Origin of the sequence: Cyanobium sp. Alchichica 3B3-8F6 (assembly GCF_024346435.1) — a bacterium.
Lineage (GTDB): Bacteria > Cyanobacteriota > Cyanobacteriia > PCC-6307 > Cyanobiaceae > Cyanobium_A.
The window spans coordinates 146,642-164,065 of the sequence record NZ_JAGQCZ010000004.1 but is presented as its reverse complement, the minus strand read 5'-3'; the positions used below and the strand labels follow the sequence as shown (position 1 = coordinate 164,065).

22 protein-coding genes and 1 tRNA gene are annotated in these 17,424 nt (G+C 68.2%); 13 read left to right on the top strand and 10 right to left on the bottom strand.

Features of this window, described 5'->3' with window-relative positions; translation table 11 throughout:
* The first annotated feature begins 20 nt into the window (after positions 1-20).
* Positions 21-377 (top strand): DUF565 domain-containing protein, encoded by a 357-nt coding sequence (locus KBY65_RS05205; RefSeq protein ID WP_233128402.1) that lies wholly within the window; start codon positions 21-23, stop codon positions 375-377.
* Here KBY65_RS05205 and KBY65_RS05200 read toward each other — a convergent pair.
* Positions 364-1,392: an aspartate carbamoyltransferase catalytic subunit gene (locus KBY65_RS05200; protein ID WP_255000746.1), complete on the bottom strand. Its 1,029-nt coding sequence runs from the start codon at positions 1,390-1,392 to the stop codon at positions 364-366. The genes KBY65_RS05205 and KBY65_RS05200 overlap by 14 nt on opposite strands.
* 98 nt (positions 1,393-1,490) lie before the next feature.
* On the opposite strand from KBY65_RS05200, the gene KBY65_RS14035 reads away from it, so the two are divergent.
* Together KBY65_RS14035 and KBY65_RS05195 are read left to right on the top strand one after the other, a co-directional pair.
* A complete protein-coding gene (locus KBY65_RS14035) occupies positions 1,491-1,733 on the top strand; it encodes an AbrB/MazE/SpoVT family DNA-binding domain-containing protein (protein WP_094559177.1) in 243 nt (80 codons plus the stop codon).
* Complete coding sequence (locus KBY65_RS05195) at positions 1,730-2,149, top strand: type II toxin-antitoxin system VapC family toxin (RefSeq protein WP_158217017.1); 420 nt, start codon at positions 1,730-1,732, stop codon at positions 2,147-2,149. The genes KBY65_RS14035 and KBY65_RS05195 overlap by 4 nt, the downstream gene beginning before the upstream one ends.
* 23 nt (positions 2,150-2,172) lie before the next feature.
* Here the strand turns inward: KBY65_RS05195 and KBY65_RS05190 are convergent, their stop codons facing one another.
* Together KBY65_RS05190 and KBY65_RS05185 are read right to left on the bottom strand one after the other, a co-directional pair.
* The gene (locus KBY65_RS05190) at positions 2,173-2,796 is read right to left on the bottom strand and encodes a Uma2 family endonuclease (RefSeq protein WP_255000745.1); all 624 of its coding nucleotides are present in this window, start codon (positions 2,794-2,796) and stop codon (positions 2,173-2,175) included.
* The gene (locus KBY65_RS05185) at positions 2,793-3,485 is read right to left on the bottom strand and encodes a DNA-3-methyladenine glycosylase (protein ID WP_255000744.1); all 693 of its coding nucleotides are present in this window, start codon (positions 3,483-3,485) and stop codon (positions 2,793-2,795) included. Before KBY65_RS05185 ends, KBY65_RS05190 begins: the two co-directional genes overlap by 4 nt.
* Between KBY65_RS05185 and KBY65_RS05180 the strand changes: the two genes are divergently transcribed.
* Entirely contained in the window at positions 3,484-3,621 is a 138-nt protein-coding gene (locus KBY65_RS05180; protein WP_198953805.1) for a hypothetical protein, read from the top strand. The genes KBY65_RS05185 and KBY65_RS05180 overlap by 2 nt on opposite strands.
* 10 nt (positions 3,622-3,631) lie before the next feature.
* On the opposite strand, the gene KBY65_RS05175 is transcribed toward KBY65_RS05180, so the two are convergent.
* Positions 3,632-3,928 carry a DUF6679 family protein gene (locus KBY65_RS05175; protein ID WP_094559170.1) on the bottom strand — a complete coding sequence of 99 codons (297 nt, stop codon included), beginning with the start codon at positions 3,926-3,928 and terminating at the stop codon, positions 3,632-3,634.
* 63 nt (positions 3,929-3,991) lie between these two features.
* Between KBY65_RS05175 and KBY65_RS05170 the strand changes: the two genes are divergently transcribed.
* Positions 3,992-4,774, top strand: coding sequence for a creatininase family protein (locus KBY65_RS05170; RefSeq protein WP_094559240.1), 783 nt, complete (start codon positions 3,992-3,994; stop codon positions 4,772-4,774).
* Between the two features lie 33 nt (positions 4,775-4,807).
* A complete protein-coding gene (gatC, locus tag KBY65_RS05165; protein ID WP_094559169.1) occupies positions 4,808-5,101 on the top strand; it encodes an Asp-tRNA(Asn)/Glu-tRNA(Gln) amidotransferase subunit GatC in 294 nt (97 codons plus the stop codon).
* 27 nt (positions 5,102-5,128) lie between these two features.
* Here gatC and crtR read toward each other — a convergent pair whose 3' ends face one another.
* Together crtR and KBY65_RS05155 are read right to left on the bottom strand one after the other, a co-directional pair.
* Positions 5,129-6,154, bottom strand: coding sequence for a beta-carotene hydroxylase (crtR, locus tag KBY65_RS05160; RefSeq protein WP_255000742.1), 1,026 nt, complete (start codon positions 6,152-6,154; stop codon positions 5,129-5,131).
* A gap of 55 nt (positions 6,155-6,209) precedes the next feature.
* Positions 6,210-6,291: transfer RNA gene (locus KBY65_RS05155), tRNA-Leu, on the bottom strand.
* Between the two features lie 80 nt (positions 6,292-6,371).
* Here KBY65_RS05155 and KBY65_RS05150 point away from each other — a divergent pair.
* Genes KBY65_RS05150 through KBY65_RS05140 form a run of 3 tightly spaced genes read left to right on the top strand, consistent with a single transcriptional unit; the run spans position 6,372 to position 10,406 of the window.
* The gene (locus KBY65_RS05150; protein WP_255000741.1) at positions 6,372-6,908 is read left to right on the top strand and encodes a Ycf66 family protein; all 537 of its coding nucleotides are present in this window, start codon (positions 6,372-6,374) and stop codon (positions 6,906-6,908) included.
* Between the two features lie 25 nt (positions 6,909-6,933).
* Positions 6,934-9,882 (top strand): isoleucine--tRNA ligase, encoded by a 2,949-nt coding sequence (ileS, locus tag KBY65_RS05145; RefSeq protein ID WP_094559239.1) that lies wholly within the window; start codon positions 6,934-6,936, stop codon positions 9,880-9,882.
* Complete coding sequence (locus KBY65_RS05140) at positions 9,879-10,406, top strand: cupin domain-containing protein (RefSeq protein ID WP_255000740.1); 528 nt, start codon at positions 9,879-9,881, stop codon at positions 10,404-10,406. The genes ileS and KBY65_RS05140 overlap by 4 nt, the downstream gene beginning before the upstream one ends.
* A 4-nt stretch (positions 10,407-10,410) precedes the next feature.
* On the opposite strand, the gene KBY65_RS05135 is transcribed toward KBY65_RS05140, so the two are convergent.
* Entirely contained in the window at positions 10,411-10,719 is a 309-nt protein-coding gene (locus KBY65_RS05135) for a hypothetical protein (RefSeq protein ID WP_094559238.1), read from the bottom strand.
* A gap of 12 nt (positions 10,720-10,731) precedes the next feature.
* A complete protein-coding gene (locus KBY65_RS05130; RefSeq protein ID WP_255000760.1) occupies positions 10,732-11,349 on the bottom strand; it encodes a DUF3177 family protein in 618 nt (205 codons plus the stop codon).
* Positions 11,350-11,421: 72 nt separating this feature from the next.
* On the opposite strand from KBY65_RS05130, the gene KBY65_RS05125 reads away from it, so the two are divergent.
* From KBY65_RS05125 to KBY65_RS05110, 4 genes are read left to right on the top strand one after another with little or no spacing between them, the layout of a single operon-like run.
* Complete coding sequence (locus tag KBY65_RS05125) at positions 11,422-12,702, top strand: FIST N-terminal domain-containing protein (RefSeq protein ID WP_255000739.1); 1,281 nt, start codon at positions 11,422-11,424, stop codon at positions 12,700-12,702.
* A gap of 2 nt (positions 12,703-12,704) precedes the next feature.
* The gene (gene trmB, locus KBY65_RS05120; protein ID WP_094559236.1) at positions 12,705-13,394 is read left to right on the top strand and encodes a tRNA (guanosine(46)-N7)-methyltransferase TrmB; all 690 of its coding nucleotides are present in this window, start codon (positions 12,705-12,707) and stop codon (positions 13,392-13,394) included.
* 16 nt (positions 13,395-13,410) lie between these two features.
* Positions 13,411-14,733 (top strand): IctB family putative bicarbonate transporter, encoded by a 1,323-nt coding sequence (locus tag KBY65_RS05115; RefSeq protein WP_255000738.1) that lies wholly within the window; start codon positions 13,411-13,413, stop codon positions 14,731-14,733.
* Entirely contained in the window at positions 14,726-15,727 is a 1,002-nt protein-coding gene (locus KBY65_RS05110) for an N-acetylglucosamine kinase (protein ID WP_255000737.1), read from the top strand. Before KBY65_RS05115 ends, KBY65_RS05110 begins: the two co-directional genes overlap by 8 nt.
* On the opposite strand, the gene glmM is transcribed toward KBY65_RS05110, so the two are convergent.
* Complete coding sequence (gene glmM, locus KBY65_RS05105; protein WP_255000736.1) at positions 15,724-17,124, bottom strand: phosphoglucosamine mutase; 1,401 nt, start codon at positions 17,122-17,124, stop codon at positions 15,724-15,726. The genes KBY65_RS05110 and glmM overlap by 4 nt on opposite strands.
* Before the next feature lie 48 nt (positions 17,125-17,172).
* The gene (locus KBY65_RS05100; protein ID WP_254987981.1) at positions 17,173-17,388 is read right to left on the bottom strand and encodes a hypothetical protein; all 216 of its coding nucleotides are present in this window, start codon (positions 17,386-17,388) and stop codon (positions 17,173-17,175) included.
* Positions 17,389-17,424: the final 36 nt, after the last annotated feature.

The window sequence follows — 17,424 nt, the reverse complement described above, 5'->3', positions numbered from 1 at the left end:
CCACTCATGCAGGTGCGGTCGTGATCGCCAGCCCCCCGGAACGGCCCTACCAGCAGACCCGGTTTCAAGAACGGGTTGCACAGGCCAGGGCAGGGCTGGAAGGCTGGGCTGGCAACCCCTGGCGGCGGCTGTCGCTGCTGCTGATCGTGTTGCTGATCAGCTTCAGCATCGGCGGGGCCGTCGGCTCACTCACCGGCACCCTGGCCCAACTCGACCCCGTTGGGGCCTTGATCTGCGTGGTCGCCATCGAGCTGGCCATCCGTGCCCGGGGGCCCCTGCTGCGCCGCAGTGGTGATGGCCTGGTGCTGCAACTGATCGACATGGCGCGCATCGGCCTGCTCTACGGGCTGCTGCTGGACGGTTTCAAGTTGCTGTGAGCGGTTCGGCTGCTGCCAGCAGATAGAGCAGAGCCATTCGAATCGGGATGCCGTTGCGCACCTGCTCCTCTACGAGCGAAACGGCCGGATCGTCGAGCACCTCCCCGGCCAGCTCGACGCCCCGGTTCACCGGGCCTGGATGGAGCAGGGGCACCGGCTGGCCGCAGAGGGCCAGGCGGGCGCGGGTGATGCCGAACTGGCGGTGGTACGTGTCGAGGCTGGTAAGCAGGTGCTGGTGCATGCGCTCCTTCTGGAGCCGCAGGGTCATCACCGCATCGGCTCCAGGCAGGGCCGCCTCCAAACTTCGGGCGATCCGCACCGGGCCGCGCGTCGCCACCGGATCAGCCGCCTGGCCGGGAGGCGGCGCCGCCACGAAATCAGCGAAGGCATCGGGCAGCAGGGTGGGCGGGCCGCAGAGCACCACCTCGGCGCCGCAGGCGGTGAGGGCCCAGAGATTGGAGCGGGCCACGCGGGAGTGGAGCACATCACCCACGATCACAATCCGCTTGCCCCGCAGGGCCGCGGGCGTGGGGGCCGCCGGGGCGAAGAGGCGCGCCAGGGTGAACAAATCCAGCAATCCCTGGCTGGGGTGGCTGTGCAGGCCATCGCCGGCATTGAGCACCGCCACCCGCTCACCGGCCTGATCCAGATCGGCCGCCAGGCTCTGGGGCACCCCGGCGCAGCGATGGCGCACCACCAGCACGTTGGCGCCCATGGCCACGTAGGTGCGGGCCGTATCCAGCAGGCTCTCTCCCTTGCTCAGGGAGCTGGAGGAGGGCGAAAAACTCTGCACATCGGCCGAGAGGCGCCTTGCCGCCAGCTCGAAGCTGCTGCGGGTGCGGGTGCTGGGCTCAAAGAACAGGCTGGTCATCAGCCGCCCCTGCAGGGCGGGCAACTTGCGGGCACCGGCCACCGGCAGAGCCCGGAAGCGCTGGGCCAGCGAGAGCACGGTGGCGTAGTCCTCCAGCGAGAAGGCCGCCAGATCCAGCACGTGGCGGTGGCTCCAGCTGCTCAAGGGGTGCGGCGGCTCACGTTCTCAGGGTAGGGCCAGCCGAGGGACCCAACAGCACCTATTCTTACCAAGTAATACCTCTCCCAAAGCAAGGCCCCGCCATGGCTGAATCCAGCGGTTGCGCCGTGACCAGCAAAGGGCAGGTGACGATTCCTCAGATGATGCGGCAGCAGCTGGGCTTGCACAGGGGCAGCCGTGTTTGTTTTGAGTTGGTGGGCGATCACCTGGAGATCAGACCGGCGCGACCGGCAAGCAGCCCAACACACAGCGGCTTTGGCCTGCTGAAAACGACCATCCCACCGGTGCCAAGCGAATTCGATCCGGCCACGTTGTTGCAGCCGTGATCGGCCTAGACACCAATGTGCTGGCCCGCTACTTCATCGACGAAGCCGGCGCCGATGACGCCACCGTCAAGCAGCGGGAAGCCGCACGCACCTTGCTCGAATCGGGCCAAGGCCTGTATGTACCCAAAACCGTGGCTCTGGAACTGGAGTGGGTGCTGCGGGGGTATTACCGATTCAGCCGAGATCAGGTTGGGCTTGTCTTTGACGCACTGCTGAACCTGCCAAGCCTCCAGATTGAAGACCGCGCCGCAATCGAACAGGCCTTGGCAGGGCTACGTGCCGGACTTGATTTCGCCGATGCGCTGCACCATGCCAGTTGCCGCGCCTGCACGGCCATCGCCTCCTTCGATCAGCGCAGCTTCGCCAAGCCTGCACGCGCACTGAATCTGCAACCGCGGGTGATCACTCCCAGCTGATGCTCCCGGGCACGAGCCCTGGATCACACCTGCCAGATGTCCTGCAGTTCGATCCGCAACCACGGCAGAAGCTGGCCGCCATCCAGCTGGGTGGCAGCCTCAATGCGGCACGGCTCACCTGCCACCGGCCAGACCTCCACAGCCCGCTCCTCAGGGATCAGCAACCAGCCCAGCTGGGCCCCGTTGGCCTGGTAAGCCGCCATCTTCTGGCGCAGGGCGGCAACAGCGCGGGGGCCTTGATCACTGGGGCAGGCGAGTTCCACCACCACATCTGGACAAAGGGGTGGAAAGCTTCGTCGCTGCTGAGGGGTGAGGACCTGCCAGCGCTCCAGACGAACTAGGGAGGCATCGGGGCTGAGCACCGCGCCGTCAGGCAGACGAAAGCCGGTGGAACTGTCGAAGACCTGCCAGCCGCCGAGCTGATCGGCCCAGGCCAGAAAGCGCATCAACAGGCGACTGTTACGGGCGCCGGTTTCCCCGCCGGTTGGAGTCATGTGGATCAGGTTCCCAGCAGCATCGAGCTCGAGTACCGCCTCTGGATTGGCGGCACAGACGGCAGCGAATTGCTCCGGGCTGAGGCATAGATCAGAAGGCAGCTGCAGGGGCGCCAGAGCATCAGCCCCTGGTGCTGGAGGAGCAATGGTCATAGCCCCAGCAAGAAGACCAATTCATCGTAGGGGGGCTGCCGATCCCCCTTGGCCCGCCTGCTGACGCTGCGGCTGGCCCGCCAATACCAGCGCCATGGAATGTCCTGGCCCTGGCTGATGCCGATACGGCTGGTCTGCATCAGGTCGGCAGCGCCCAATCCAACCAGCTCAGGCGGCCGCGGGGCGATCCACAACCCCTGATCGGGATGCACCGGTTGGGCGTCATTGGAACGATCGATGCCAAACCAACGCGCCAACATCGCCGGACTAGCCGCCACCCGGTCGGGCTCGCCAGGAACGGCCAGGGCGCGCAGCAACACCCCATTGGCCCGGTCGGCCCGATACGTCACCACATTCACGCAGTGGTGAATGCCATAACTCACATAGACATAAAACCGCCCTGGCTCCCCAAACAGCGTTTCGTTGCTGGGGCTGCGGCGGCAATGCACGTGAGAGGCGGGCTCGCTCTGGCAATACGCCTCCGTTTCCACAATCACGCCCCAGAGCAGCTCCCCAGTGGGTTGGCGTTTCACCAGCAGGCAGCCGATCAGCTCGGGGGCAACCACCTCAGCGGGGCGGGCGAAGAACGCCTTCGGCAACGGATTCCCCACAAGATCGGGGCGCTGCTCGCCAGCAGCCGCGGCAGCCAGCAGACTGGGCCTTGATGCATCAGGCCTGCGGGCTGCCATGAACTCCACCGGCTTTACCCTCGCCACCGTGCTGATCTTCGGCAGCGGCTTTTTTGTGCTGGCCACCCTGTTCTTCGGCACCAAGGGCGGCTACTACGACACCGACAACTACGACGGCAACGGCACCGCCCACTGATCCAGCCTTTTTAGGGGTTGCTGAGCCGCTCGGCTTCGGGGCAGTCTTCGGAGGTGATCACGTCATCGGGGCTGCCGCTGCGGCACACATAGGCCAGGCGGGTGCTGACGGCACCGATCGAGTCGAGACGCACGCTCTCCTCCCAGCTGTGGGTTTCGTCGTCGTCCTCGGCGTCGTAGCGCAGGGTGACGAGATCTCCCTCGATCTCCACCACGGTGGCCTCCTCGATCCAGCGCTGCTGGTCCCGCAGGAACACCCACACCGGGCGCTGTTCGGCACAAAACTGGTAGAGCTTGCGGTGCAGCATGGGCCCAGGGCACTGCTGGCATCGAAATCCTAGGCAGCCCGCCCGGGCCCGTTGCTGTTCACCATGACCCAATCCGCCCCTCGGGCTGCCAGCCCCACCGAAGCCATCCGGCTGCAACTGCGCAGCTGGCCCGAAGTGGAGGCCTATCTGGAGCACTGCAAGGGCGTGATCGTGCCCCTGGGCTCCACCGAGCAGCACGGCCCCACCGGCGCCATCGGCACCGACGCGCTCACCGCCGAAGCGGTGGCCCTGGAGGTGGGCCGCCGCACCGGCGTGCTGGTGACGCCGGCCCAGGCCTTCGGCATGGCCGAGCACCACCTCGGCTTTGCCGGCACGGTGAGCCTGCAGCCCTCCACCCTGCTGGCGGTGCTGCACGACGTGGTGCTGTCGCTGGCGCGCCACGGTTTCGAGCGGATCTACGTGATCAACGGCCACGGCGGCAACATCGCCACCAGCAAGGCCGCCTTCGCCCAGGCCTATGCCACCGCCGCCAGTCGCGGGCTGCCGAATGCCCCACAGCTGCGCTGCAAGCTGGCCAATTGGTTCATGGCTGGGCCGGTGATGCAGGAGGCCCGCAGCCTCTATGGCGACCAGGAGGGTCACCATGCCACCCCCAGCGAGATCGCCCTCACCCTGCACCTGGAGCCCAGCCTGCAAACCAAGCAGCGCCCCCTGCCGGAACCGGCCCCCGCCGGGCCCATCCACGGGCCCGAGGATTTCCGCCGCCGCCACCCTGACGGCCGCATGGGCTCCAACCCCTATCTGGCCCAGCCCAGCCACGGTGAGCGCTTCCTGGATCTGGCTGCCACGGCCCTGGCCGCCGACCTGGAAGCCTTTCTGGCTTGAGCGCTAGCTTCGAGGCCAGAGAGTTCAGCCCCCATGAGCAAGATCACTGCCGACGACGTGCGCAAGGTGGCCCAACTGGCCCGCCTCGCCCTGCCGGAGGAGAAGATCGCCACCTACACCGGGCAGCTGGAGCGCATCCTCGACTATGTAGCCCACCTGGAAACGGTGGACACCGAAGGCGTGCCTCCCACCACCCGTGCCGTGGAAGTGGTGAACGTGACCCGCGAGGACATCGTGACGCCCACCAGCGTGCGGGAAGAGCTTCTCGACGAAGCCCCCCAGCGGGAAGGCAACTTCATTCGCGTGCCAAAAATTCTGGCCGACTAAAATTCGGGTCGACTAACGGACGAGCTCCTAGCGCTTAGGGGAAACGGCCGTGCGGTGCAGCAGCTCCAGCAGGCGCCGGCGCGCATGCCGGGTGGGCATCAGGGCAGCTATGGGACGCAGCTTGCTGCGCTTCTTGCGGTGACTGCGCACCCCCAAGAAGATGTCATAAAGGAAATTGAACCCATCGCTTTTGCTTTCAAACACTCCAAGACGCTGAGGTGAGCCTTTGGCATCCAGAATCGGTTTGGTTGCGTGATAGGCAGGCCGATATTCAAACCAGGGAATCGATGGCCAGAGGTGGTGGATCAGGTGGTAGTTCTGCCCCATGATCAGCCAATTCATCAGCCGCCCTGGATAAACACGTGAGTTGTGCCAGCGGTTGCGCGACTGGAAGGGGCGGTGGGGCAGGTAGTCGAAGAACAGGCCGAGGGTGACGCCCACCATCAGAGCCGGTGCAAACCAGCAATTGAACACAAAATCGAGAAAATTATATTTCGCGGCCGCAATCACAATCGCCGCAAAAATGCCCCGGGCCATCCCCCACTCGAGCAGTTCATAGCGGCGCCATAAACGCCGGCGGAAAAAGAACAGCTCGTGATAAAAAAAGCGCGGTGCGATCAACCACAACGGCCCGAAGGTGCTGACGATGTGATCCGGGTCGTTCTTGGGGTCGTTGACATGGGCGTGGTGTTGCAGGTGCACCCGCGTGAACACCGGAAAGCTGAAGCCGAGCAGCAGGGCGGCGCCATGGCCCATCACCGCGTTCCAGAAGCGGTTGGGGTGAGCAGCGTTGTGGCAGGCGTCATGGATGACGGTGCCCTCCAGGTGCAAGGCCAGAAATCCGGTGGCCAGCAACATGGGCAGGGGCCAGCCCCCCGCAAACCAGCCCCAGATCGTGAGGGCTGCCAGGCCATAGCCGGCCAGGAACAGGCCCACCGTGGGATTCCAGGGGGCCGGGGGATCGAGAAACTCGCGCGGCACCAAGCTCGACGGTGTCGGCTTAGCCCCGACAGGGGCGACGGTCGTGGGGGTCGCTACCAAAACCTGTGTCATCGCGGTTGAAACAGGTCCCAAAGGGTTGGCTCCCGGCAACTTAAGAAAACGTTGATGCCCACCGGGGGACTTGAACCCCCACGACCAAGGCCACTGGTACCTAAAACCAGCGCGTCTACCAATTCCGCCAGGTGGGCGAACCGGGACTTTAGGGACAGGAGCGAGAAGCGCACACCCAGGAGGCCACCCAGAATGGTGGAATCCTTCTGATCCGGCCATGCTCGCCACCCTGGGCGGACTCCTGGCACTGCTGCTCGGCCTCGCCATCCTGCTGCTGCCGCTGTTGGCCACCGAACTGAGCCGGCCGCGGGACTCGGTCTGGGGTGCCGTGGTGCTCCTGCTGGGCCTGATATTGGTGACCAGTGCCGATCGGCTCACCGGAGCACCAATGCTGGGCGTGCTCTGCGGGGGGCTGCTGATCGGCCGTCTAGCGGCGGAGGTGTCCCAGGGGCGCTGGCGGCAGCTCAGCCAGGAGGAACAGCAGCGGCTCTGGTCGAAGGAGCGCTGGCAGACGAGCCTGCAGCAGGCGGGAGCGACCGTGACCCATCTGATCGCCCAGGTGGGCGCGAGCAGCACCGGGCTGGGGCAGTGGCTCGCGGAGCGCCGCCAACCGAAAACCAGCGGCAAACGCTGGGTACGCCCCGAGGAACCCGAGCCGGCAGGCACCGTGGTGGTGAGCTCTTTTGCCAAGATCGATGCCCTGATCGAGGCTGAACCAGCAGAGCCGGAGGCGGCCAGCAGCCAAGCGGGATAATCGGCCCTTGCTGCCCTGTGGCGACGTGACCGCCAGCTCTGCCCCCGATAGCACCGCCGCAGCGGGGCAGATCTCCTACAAGGACACCCTCAACCTGCTCCAGACGCCCTTCGCCATGCGGGCGAACGCCAAGGTGCGCGAGCCCGAGATCCAGGCGTTCTGGGCCGAGCGGCAGATCTACGCGCGGCTCAGCCAGGAGAACGCGGGCGAGGCCTTCACCTTGCACGACGGGCCGCCCTACGCCAACGGGGCCCTGCACGTGGGCCATGCGCTCAACAAGATCCTCAAGGACATCATCAACAAAACCGCCCTGCTTCAGGGCAAGAAAGCGCGGTTCGTGCCGGGCTGGGACTGCCACGGCCTGCCGATTGAACTCAAGGTGCTGCAAGGGCTGAGCAGCAGCGAGCGGGCCGAGCTCACCCCCGTGAGCCTGCGCCAGAAGGCCCACGCCTACGCCCTGGAACAAGTGGAGGGCCAGAAGGCCGGCTTCCGGCGCTGGGGGATCTGGGCCGACTGGGATCAGCCCTACCTCACCCTGCAGAAGAACTACGAGGCTGCCCAGATCGGCGTGTTCGGCGCGATGGTGCTGGCCGGCCACATCTACCGGGGCCTCAAGCCGGTGCACTGGAGCCCCAGCTCCCGCACCGCCCTGGCCGAAGCCGAGCTCGAATATCCCGACGGCCACACCTCTCCGAGCGTGTATGCGGCCTTCCCGGTGGTGGAGCTGCCTGAAGGCCTGGCGGCCCAGCTCAGTGCCAGCGGCCTGCCGGCCGAAGCCGCCACGGGCGCTGGCGGCCTGGCCGTAGCGATCTGGACCACCACCCCCTGGACTCTGCCCGCCAACCTGGCGGTGTCGGTGAATGGGCGGCTCGACTACGCCATCTGCGCCGTGGCCCCGCGCGGTGAGGGTGCCGCCCCTGCCGCCAGCCACCTGGTGGTGGCTGCCGAGCTACGCGAGGGCCTGGAAACCAGCCTGGGGCTCACGCTCACGCCGCTGCTGACCGTGAAGGGCGCCGCTCTGGAAGGCATCGTCTACCGCCATCCGCTGCTGGAGCGCTCCAGCCCGGTGCTGATCGGCGGCGACTACATCACCACCGAAGCAGGCACGGGCCTGGTGCACACGGCCCCGGGCCACGGCGTCGACGACTTCAACACCGGCAAAAAGGCGGGTCTACCGGTGCTCTGCCCGGTGGATGAGGCCGGCACTCTCACCGCCGAAGCCGGCCCCTTCGCCGGCACCAACGTGCTGAAGGACGCCAACCCCACGATCATCGCGGCCCTGGAGGCCACCGGCCTGCTGCTCAAGCAGGAGCGCTACGCGCACCGCTACCCCTACGACTGGCGCACCAAGAAGCCCACGATCTTCCGCGCCACCGAGCAGTGGTTTGCCTCGGTGGAAGGCTTCCGCGCCGCCGCCCTCGAGGCGATCGCGGCGGTGGAGTGGCTGCCGGCCAGCGGCCGCAACCGCATCGAGGCCATGGTGAGCGAGCGGGGCGACTGGTGCATCAGCCGCCAGCGCACCTGGGGCGTGCCGATCCCTGTTTTTTATCACCGCGACAGCGGCGAGGTGCTGCTCAACGAAGCCACCCTGCGCCACATCCAGGGGTTGATCGCCGAGCACGGCGCCGACGTCTGGTGGCAGCGCGATGAGTCCGGCCTGCTGCCGGGGGCCTACGCCGCCGAAGCCGGCCAATGGCGCAAGGGCACCGACACCATGGACGTGTGGTTTGACTCCGGCTCCTCCTGGGCCGGCGTGCTCCAGGAGCGGGGCCTGCACTACCCCGCCGATCTGTATCTCGAGGGCAGCGATCAGCACCGCGGCTGGTTTCAGAGCAGCCTGCTCACCTCGGTGGCCGTCAACGGCCATGCCCCCTACAAGCGGGTGCTCACCCACGGCTTCACCCTCGATGAGAAGGGCCGCAAGATGAGCAAATCCCTGGGCAACGTGGTGGATCCGGCGGTGCTGGTGGAGGGCGGTAAGAACGAGAAACAGGATCCGGCCTACGGCGCCGATGTGCTGCGCCTGTGGGTGAGCTCGGTGGACTACTCCGCCGATGTGCCCCTGGGGCCGGGGATCGTCAAGCAGCTGGCCGATGTGTACCGCAAAGTGCGCAACACGGCTCGCTACCTGCTCGGCAACCTGCACGACTTCGACCCGCGCCCCCAAGCTGAAGGCGGCGACGCCGTGCCCCTCGCTGAGCTGCCGCTGCTGGATCAGTGGATGCTGCAGCGCACCGCCGCCCTGATCGACAGCGTGACGGGAGACTTCGAGCGCTACGAGTTTTACCGCTTCTTCCAGGCGCTGCAGAACTTCTGCGTCGTCGATCTCTCCAACGTCTACCTCGACATCGCCAAGGACCGCCTCTACGTAAGTGGTGCCGCGGAGTTCCGCCGCCGCAGCTGCCAGACCGTGCTGAGCCTGGTGGTGGAGCGCCTGGCAGGGCTGATCGCGCCGGTGCTGTGTCACATGGCCGAAGACATCTGGCAGAACCTCCCCTACCCAGTGGCCGAGGCCTCGGTGTTTGAGCGGGGCTGGCCGACGGCGCCCGCGGAATGGCGCCAGCCTGAGCTGGAGGCTCCGATGGCCGCCATCCTGGAGCTCCGCGCCCTGGTGAACCGCCAGCTGGAGAGCTGCCGCGCCGGCGGCCAGTTGGGCGCCTCGCTGGAAGCGCAGGTGCAGATGGAGCTCACCGCAGGTAGCGAGGTGCTGGTGGAAGCGCTCGGCTGGCTGGAGCACTCACCCCACCACGCCGTCGACAACCTGGCCGACTGGCTGCTGGTGTCGGGCCTGCGCATTGGTGGCGCAGCCCCGGAGGCTGTTCTGCAAGAGGCCGAGGACGCTGGCGTGCGGGTGCGGATCGCCAAAGCCGCAGGGCAGAAGTGCGAGCGCTGCTGGCACTACGAAACCGACATCGGCAGCCACAGCGCCCACCCGACCCTCTGTGGCCGCTGCGTGACGGTGCTGGCTGGATGAACAGCCCTGCGGCAGCGGGCCCTGGGTTCCGTGCCGAAGAGCTGATCGCCCAGCTCCAGCTACAGCCCCACCCGGAAGGCGGTCACTACCGCGAGACCTACCGGGCCAGCGAACAGGTGAACAGCCCGCGGGGGCCCAGGGCAGCCAGCACGGCGATCCTGTTTCTGCTGGCAGCGGGCGAGCGCTCGTGCTGGCATCGCATCGCCTCCGACGAGCTCTGGCATCACCACGGTGGTGGCGGACTGGTGATCTATGAGCTCTGCCCGGCTGGCCAGGCGCGCTCCACCCATCTGGGGCTCGACCTGTCGGCCGGAGTGCAGCCCCAGCACATGGTGCCGGCGGGCAGCTGGTTTGCAGCCGAACCCCTGCCCGGCAGCGCCTGGAGCCTGGTGAGCTGCACCGTGGCACCCGGATTTGACTTCGCCGACTTCGAGCTGGCGAGCCAGGCCCAGCTGGCCGCCCATGCCGAGCCCCTGAGCCGGATCTGCCCGCACTGGCAACGCCTCTGTGCGGGGTGCCTGTGAGCCTTCAGAGCCAGCTGGCGGGATCGAGAAACCCATCCACCGGTGCCGGACCAGCCAGCCGCTGTTCAGCGGAGGGGTTGAGGGGCCCCAGCAGCAGTTCAGCCGTCTCGATCACGGCTCCATCAGGCAGCAACGGCTGATCAGGGTCGTAGGCCGTGGGATGGGTGGTGCTGCTCGAGAAGCCCCGAAAGATCACCAGCTCAAACGCTTCCGCCACCTCAGCAGCGCCCTGCAACTGGCCACGCAAGCGGAGCACCCGGTCGGGGCGATCGCGACTGAGCAGCTCCAACTGGGCAAGCAGAGCCGAATCCACGATCGCCACCCCTCAGAACTCTCCAGCGATGCGGCCCTGCTTGGGTAGGCGGACCAGCAGCCATTGCAGCAGGCCCACCACGTAGGCCACAAGGCCCACGTAGCCAATGAACGCCGCCACGGCCGGGGTCCACTCGCCGCCGAAGACGAAATCAAACAGGGCTTCCACGTGGCGGTGCAGCCCCATGGGGGGCTGGATCCAAATGGCGCACTGGGCCTTGCCCAGGGCGGCGCCATCCAGGCAATGGAGGGCCGTAGCACTGAAGGCCGCCCCCGCCAGACCCCACACCGTCAGGCTCCAGCGCCAGATGCGCAGAGTGAGGGGCAAGGGCCGCCAGGGCGGCAGATCGGCCAATTCCTCGTTGAGATCCAGCCAAAACCACACACTCACAACCACCAGCAGCTGGGCCAGCACGGCCAGCACAAAACCCAGGGGCCGGCGGTCGGTGAGCAACAGGGTGGCAAGCAGCAGCAAGCTGGCCACCTTCCAATAGATGCCCAGCAGCCGCACCAGGGCGCCCTCGCGCCGCACGGTGGCCCAGATCAAGAGCACCAGGGGCAAAGCGATGCTGAACAGGACGGCCAGGCGGACATCGAGCCACACCAGCGAGCGGTACAACGGTTCGGGCAGGGCGGCGAGCACGCGGCTAGTTCGGTAAGGCGCCATTATCCGTGGCCCCCGGCGGACGATAGGGTCCAGCCCATGGCCGCCTTTTCACTGCCCAGCTGGCTCTCCCGCCCCTTCGCAGGCCGGCCCGATCAGGCCTGGTGCCGCACCGCCCTGGCCACCGAAACCTCCCTGCAGGCTGCGGTGGAGAGCATTGCCCGCCAGCTGCGCGGCGCAGGCCCAGCGGATCTGGCCCTGGTGTTTGCCGCGGCCAGCTACGCCAGTGATCTGCCGCGGCTGCTGCCCCTGCTGCGCGAGCAGCTGCGGGCCGAGCACTGGCTGGGCTGCCTGGGTGGTGGCGTGGTGGGCACCGACCCCTCCGGAGCCCCCCATGAACTGGAAAACAAGCCGGCCCTGAGCGTCACCCTGCTGCGCCTGCCTGGCGCCAAGCTCCAACCCTTTGCCATCAACACCGACACCCTGCCCGACCTGGATGGCCCAGCCGACCCCTGGCGCGCCTTGCTGGGCGTTCCGGAACCAGCCAACCCCGCGTCCAGCCCCTCGATGCTGCTGCTGGTGGATCCCAGCTGCTCCCGCATCAACGATCTGATCAGCGGCCTGGACTACGCCGCTCCGGAGGCGGTCAAACTCGGCGGCATTGCCGGCCAGCACAGCGCCCCCCATGGCTCCCTGCTGTTCAACGACCAGGTCGTGCGCGGAGCGGTCGGCTGCCTGATCGGCGGTGCCTGGCAGCTCGATCCGGTCGTGGCCCAGGGCTGTCGCCCGATCGGCCCGGTGTTCGATGTCGAACAAGCCCAACGCAATGTGGTGCTGGAAGTGAGCCAGGGCCAGGCCCGCCGCAGCCCGGTGGCCGCCCTGCAGGCGATCCTCACCGAGCTCAGCCCCCAAGAGCGGGAGCTGGTGAAGAACTCCCTGTTTCTGGGGGTCGGCCGCAGCAGCTTCAGCCTCGAGCGCGCAGAACCGGACGGTCCCACGGCCTTCCTGGTGCGCAACCTGATCGGCGTGGATCCTCGCAATGGGGCCGTGGCCGTGGCCGAACGCATGCGGGTGGGTCAACAGGTGCAGTTCCAGCTGCGCGATGCTGCCGCCTCACGCCAAGAACTGCGCCAGCTCCTCGGCCGGCAGCAAGCGCGCCAACCAGAGCCCCTGGCCACCCTGCTGTTCGCCTGTCTTGGCAGGGGCGCAGGGCTTTACGGCGAAGCCGATGGCGACGTGAGCCTCTGCCGCGAGACGTTTGCCCAGGTGCCGATCGCCGGGGTGTTCTGCAATGGCGAGATCGGGCCGGTGGCCGGCAGCACCCACCTGCATGGCTACACCGCCAGCCTCGCCTTTCTGGTGCAGCGCGGAGACAGCTGATGGTGCGCCAGCACGTCAATCCGCTCAGCCGCTTCTTCCAACAGCCCCGGCGCCTACCGGCGCCCGCGGAGCTGTTCAGTGCGCCGGATCAGCCCCTGCACCTCGACATCGGCTGCGCCCGCGGCCGCTTTCTATTGGCACTGGCCCAGCATCAGCCTGGCCGCAACCACCTCGGCGTGGAGATCCGCCGGGCCCTGGTGGATGCCGCTGAAGTCGAGCGCCAGGCCTTGGGCCTGACCAACCTGCACATCCTCTTCTGCAACGCCAACATCAGCCTGCAGGACTGGTTGGCGGCGCTGCCCACCGGACTGCTGGAGCGGGTCTCGATCCAGTTTCCGGATCCTTGGTTCAAGAAGAAGCACCACAAACGGCGGGTGCTGCAGCCCGCCCTGCTGCTGGCCCTGGCCGAGGCCCTGGCCCCAGGGCGGGAGCTGTTCATCCAGAGCGATGTGCTGGCGGTGATCACGCCGATGGTGCAGCTGATCGAGGCCACTGGCGGCTTCGATCGCCCGCCCGAAGACAGCCGTCCCTGGCGGGCCGACAACCCCCTACCGGTGCCCACCGAGCGCGAAACCTACGTGCTGGCGCAGGGGCTGCCGGTGTACCGAGTGCTCTACCGGCGCAACAGCCACAACCTGCCACCGCTCGACACCCTGGAGGATCTGCTGGAAGGGGTCGATAATCCGGCCTGACGGCAGCCTTCGCCCCTTGAGCGCCCCCACCATCCCCGTTCTGCTGCGCTGGCAGGGCACGCTCCAAAGCGCTTCCAGTAGGGCCCTCGGGCGGCATTTGCACCTGATTGCCGGCCTGGTGCTGTGTGCCCTGATGGCCGGCCTGCCGCTGGTGACCCGCAGCGGCCTCAGCCTGCTGATCCTGGCCAGTGGCCTGCTGTGGCTGGTGCTGGCTTTGCGCACCCCCCCGGCCCCTCTGGGGGAGATCAATCGCTGGATCCTGGGAATCCTGGCCCTGGCCCTGCTGGCCACGGGCTTCTCCCCGGTGCCCCTGGCCGCGGCCAAGGGGCTGCTGAAGCTGGTGAGCTATCTGGGGGTGTACGCGCTGATGCGCCAGCTGCTGGCAACGGCACCCATCTGGTGGGACCGGATCGTGGCGGCGTTGCTGGCCGGAGAGTTGGTGACCTGCGTGATCGGCATCCGCCAGCTCTACGGCGACACCGGCGAGCTGGCCCGCTGGGCCGATCCCAACTCCGTGGCCGATGGCACGGTGCGGATCTACAGCACCCTGGAGAACCCCAACCTGCTGGCGGGGTACCTGCTGCCGATCCTGCCCCTGGCGCTGGTGGCCCTGCTGCGCTGGCCTGGGGCGGCACGCAAACTGTTTGCGCTCACGGCCCTGGTGCTCGGCGTGGCGGCCCTGGTGCTCACCTACAGCCGCGGCGCCTGGATGGGACTGGTGGCGGAAGCCGCTGTGATCGTGCTGCTGCTCGCCATCCGCGGCACCCGGGCCTGGCCTCCCCTCTGGCGCAAGCTATTTCCCCTGCTGCTGCTGCTCGGCGGTGCAGCCCTGCTGGTGGTGCTGGTGACGCAGGTGGAGCCGCTGCGGGTGCGGGTGATGAGCCTGGTGGCAGGCCGTCAGGACAGCTCCAACAACTTCCGCATCAACGTGTGGCTGGCAGCGCTGGACATGATCCAGGCCCGCCCTTGGCTGGGGATCGGCCCCGGCAACGACGCCTTCAACCAGATCTATCCGCTCTTTCAGCAACCCAAGTTCAACGCCCTCAGCGCTTACTCCATTCCTCTCGAGCTGGCGGTCGAGGCCGGCATCCCGGGGCTGCTGGCGGGCATCGGCCTGCTGGTGGCGAGCCTGCGCACCGCCACCGGCCTCTGGCGCGGCGATGGGGTGTTCAGTCTGCCGGCCTTGGCCGTGATCGCCGTGATCGCCGGACTTGGCGTGCAAGGACTCACCGACACGATCTTTTTCCGGCCCGAGGTCCAACTGATCGGTTGGTTCTGCGTGGCCACCCTCGCGGCGGGGGCTGCTACGGAGGCGGGAGCCACTCCTGATCGTGGCTGAACTCCGGTTGATCGCCGGCTTCGATGCCGGCCAGACCCACACCACCTGTCGCCTGAGCGACGCCGACGGCGCTGCGGTGCTGGCGGAAGGGCAGGGGCCCGGGGTGTGTCACCTGGCCGCTCCCGAAGGCCCCGCTCGGTTGCGTTCGGCCCTCCAGGAGAGTTGGGCCCAGGCCTGCAGCCAGCTCGGAACTGCTGGCACAGCGCCAGCGCCCACCCGCCTGCTGGCGGCCGCCATCGGGGCCAGCGGCATCGAGGTGGGCGCTCCGGTGCAAGCTGCCGCCCGCGAGCTGGCGGCCCAAGCCCTGGGGCTGCCCCTGCCGCGGGTGGTGGTCACCGGGGATGAGCGCACGGCCCTGCGCGGCGCCATGGGCCGTCACCGGGGCGGCATCGTGGTGATCAGCGGCACCGGCATGATCGCCGTGGGGCGCAACCCGGCCGGCCTGGAGCACCGCTGCGGCGGCTGGGGCTGGCTGCTCGATGGGGCCGGCTCCGCCATGGACATCGGCCGCGATGGGCTGGCCCTGAGCCTGGAGATGGCGGATGGCCGCCGGCCCGACTCACCCTTGCGCGCCCGGCTGTGGGCCGGGCTGGATGTGCACCCAGACGATCCCCACGCGGCCCAGGCGATCAAGGCCAAGGTGGTGGAACCAAACTTCGGCGCTGCGGGCTTCGCCCGCCTGGCCCCCCTGGTGGTGGCCGCCGCCAGCGAGGGTGATGGGGCCGCCGCGGCGGTGGTGGAGCGCTCGGCGCTCGCGCTGGCCCAGATGGTGGCCACCATCAGCCAACGCCTGCAGTTGGAGGCGCCGCCGGTGTGGCCCATGGGTGGCGCCCTGGAGCACCTGCCCCTGCTGCGCGCCCGGCTGGCCACCGCCCTGGAGCTTCGCTGCCCCGGCGCCCAGCTGCTGAGGCCGGCTGGAGATGCCTGCAGCGGCGCCCTCGCCCTGGCCCGCGACTGCCTGGCATGCTCCGCTGCGGATGGGGCCGCGGATTAGGCCGCGTTCAGGTGCCGTTCGGCTTCAGCGGCCAGCTGGCTGGCCCAGTGATCCACCAACGGCTGCTCTGCCGCCTCCACCATCACCCGCAACAGCGGTTCGGTGCCGCTGGCCCGCACCAACACCCGGCCTCGGCCCTCCATGGCTGCCTCCGCGGCCTCCACGGCCTGCCGCAGGGGCTCGCACTGCTGCCACTGCTGACGCCGCTGTCGATCGGGCACCGTCACATTAACCAGGGTCTGGGGATAGGGCTGGAAACTGTTGTCCATCCAGTCGGCCAGGCTCTGGCCGGAGCGGTGCAGCAGGGTGGCCACCTGCAGGGCCGTGAGCAGACCGTCACCGCTCATGCCGTGACGGGCCGAAAGGATGTGGCCCGACTGCTCACCGCCCAGGCCCGCCCCCATCTGCTCCATCGCCTGGTGCACGTACTGATCACCCACGGCGGTGCGCTCCAGCACGCCGCCCTTGGCCTGCCAGGCCCTCTCAAAACCGAGATTCGACATCACCGTGGCAACGATGCGATTGGCCGGCAGCTGCCCCTCCGCCAGCAACGACGATCCCCACAGGTAAAGGATCTGGTCGCCATCCACCACCCGGCCCTGGCCGTCCACCGCCAGCATCCGGTCGGCGTCGCCGTCAAAGGCAAAGCCCATCGCGGCGCCCTTTTCAATCACCGCCTGTCGCAGGGGCTCGAGGTGGGTGCTGCCGCAGCCCACGTTGATGCGCTCGCCATCGGGTTGGCCGTGCAGCACCGTGAGCTCAGCTCCGAGGGCGCGGAACACCGCCTCGCCGCAGGCCGTCGCCGAACCCCAGCAGAGGTCGAGCACAATCCGACACCCCTCCAGCCGGCGACCCCTAACGCTGGCCAGCAGGGCGCGTTGGTAGTCGGCCAGCAGATCGTGGCGATCCAGCACGACACCGGTGCCGCTGAAGCCACCCGAAGCACCGGGGCCCCCATCCACACCCTGCAGCCCCGCTTCGATCGCCCGCTGCTGGCCGCGGCTGAGCTTGGCGCCGGAAGCGCCAAACACCTTGATGCCGTTGTCGTGAGGAGGGTTGTGGCTGGCCGACACCATCAGCCCGCCGGCCGCCCCCAGGCGCCTGATCGCACCGGGAATCGCGGGCGTGGGACAGAGGCCAAGGGTCCACACCTCCCGGCCCGCAGCCGTGAGGCCCGCGGTGAGTGCCGCCACCAGCATCGGCCCGCTGCTGCGGGAATCCATGCCGATCAGCACCGGCGCGCCGGCGGGCAGCACCTGATCGCACCAGAAGCCCACCTGCAACGCCAACGCCGGACTCACCTGGCTGCCGACGCGGCCGCGGATGCCATCGGTGCCGAAGCCAGCCACGCCACCCCTCAGGGGATGCCCGACGGGATGGGGAGCCAGCTCGGCCATGGGCAGGTGCCGCGAAGGAGCTCAGGCTACGTGGACTGGCGGGAGCCCTCAACGCCAGCGCCGGGGCCACCAGATCCAGCGCAGCAGCTCCCATACGGCCCACAGCAGCAGCAGTCCCACCACCCAGCCCGGCAGCCAGATCAGCGGCCACCAGGGGCGCAGCAACAGCACCAATCCGGCCGCCGCCAGCACCCGCAACGCCCGCAGCCGCTGCTCGGCGCCAGGCAGGCTGGAGAGATAGGGGGGCAGAGGGGGCAGGCGCACCAGCAAGGCCGGATCCGAACCTCCCCAGAATGCCGA

What these genes read in the sequence shown, in the direction of transcription:
- KBY65_RS14035 (WP_094559177.1), top strand. Translation starts at nt 1,491, where the DNA reads ATGGCTGAATCCAGCGGTTGCGCCGTGACCAGCAAAGGGCAGGTGACG.
- KBY65_RS05190 (WP_255000745.1), bottom strand. Translation starts at nt 2,796, where the DNA reads ATGACCATTGCTCCTCCAGCACCAGGGGCTGATGCTCTGGCGCCCCTG.
- KBY65_RS05180 (WP_198953805.1), top strand. Translation starts at nt 3,484, where the DNA reads ATGAACTCCACCGGCTTTACCCTCGCCACCGTGCTGATCTTCGGCAGC.
- KBY65_RS05185 (WP_255000744.1), bottom strand. Translation starts at nt 3,485, where the DNA reads ATGGCAGCCCGCAGGCCTGATGCATCAAGGCCCAGTCTGCTGGCTGCC.
- KBY65_RS05175 (WP_094559170.1), bottom strand. Translation starts at nt 3,928, where the DNA reads ATGCTGCACCGCAAGCTCTACCAGTTTTGTGCCGAACAGCGCCCGGTG.
- KBY65_RS05170 (WP_094559240.1), top strand. Translation starts at nt 3,992, where the DNA reads ATGACCCAATCCGCCCCTCGGGCTGCCAGCCCCACCGAAGCCATCCGG.
- gatC (WP_094559169.1), top strand. Translation starts at nt 4,808, where the DNA reads ATGAGCAAGATCACTGCCGACGACGTGCGCAAGGTGGCCCAACTGGCC.
- crtR (WP_255000742.1), bottom strand. Translation starts at nt 6,154, where the DNA reads ATGACACAGGTTTTGGTAGCGACCCCCACGACCGTCGCCCCTGTCGGG.
- KBY65_RS05150 (WP_255000741.1), top strand. Translation starts at nt 6,372, where the DNA reads ATGCTCGCCACCCTGGGCGGACTCCTGGCACTGCTGCTCGGCCTCGCC.
- KBY65_RS05140 (WP_255000740.1), top strand. Translation starts at nt 9,879, where the DNA reads ATGAACAGCCCTGCGGCAGCGGGCCCTGGGTTCCGTGCCGAAGAGCTG.
- KBY65_RS05125 (WP_255000739.1), top strand. Translation starts at nt 11,422, where the DNA reads ATGGCCGCCTTTTCACTGCCCAGCTGGCTCTCCCGCCCCTTCGCAGGC.
- glmM (WP_255000736.1), bottom strand. Translation starts at nt 17,124, where the DNA reads ATGGCCGAGCTGGCTCCCCATCCCGTCGGGCATCCCCTGAGGGGTGGC.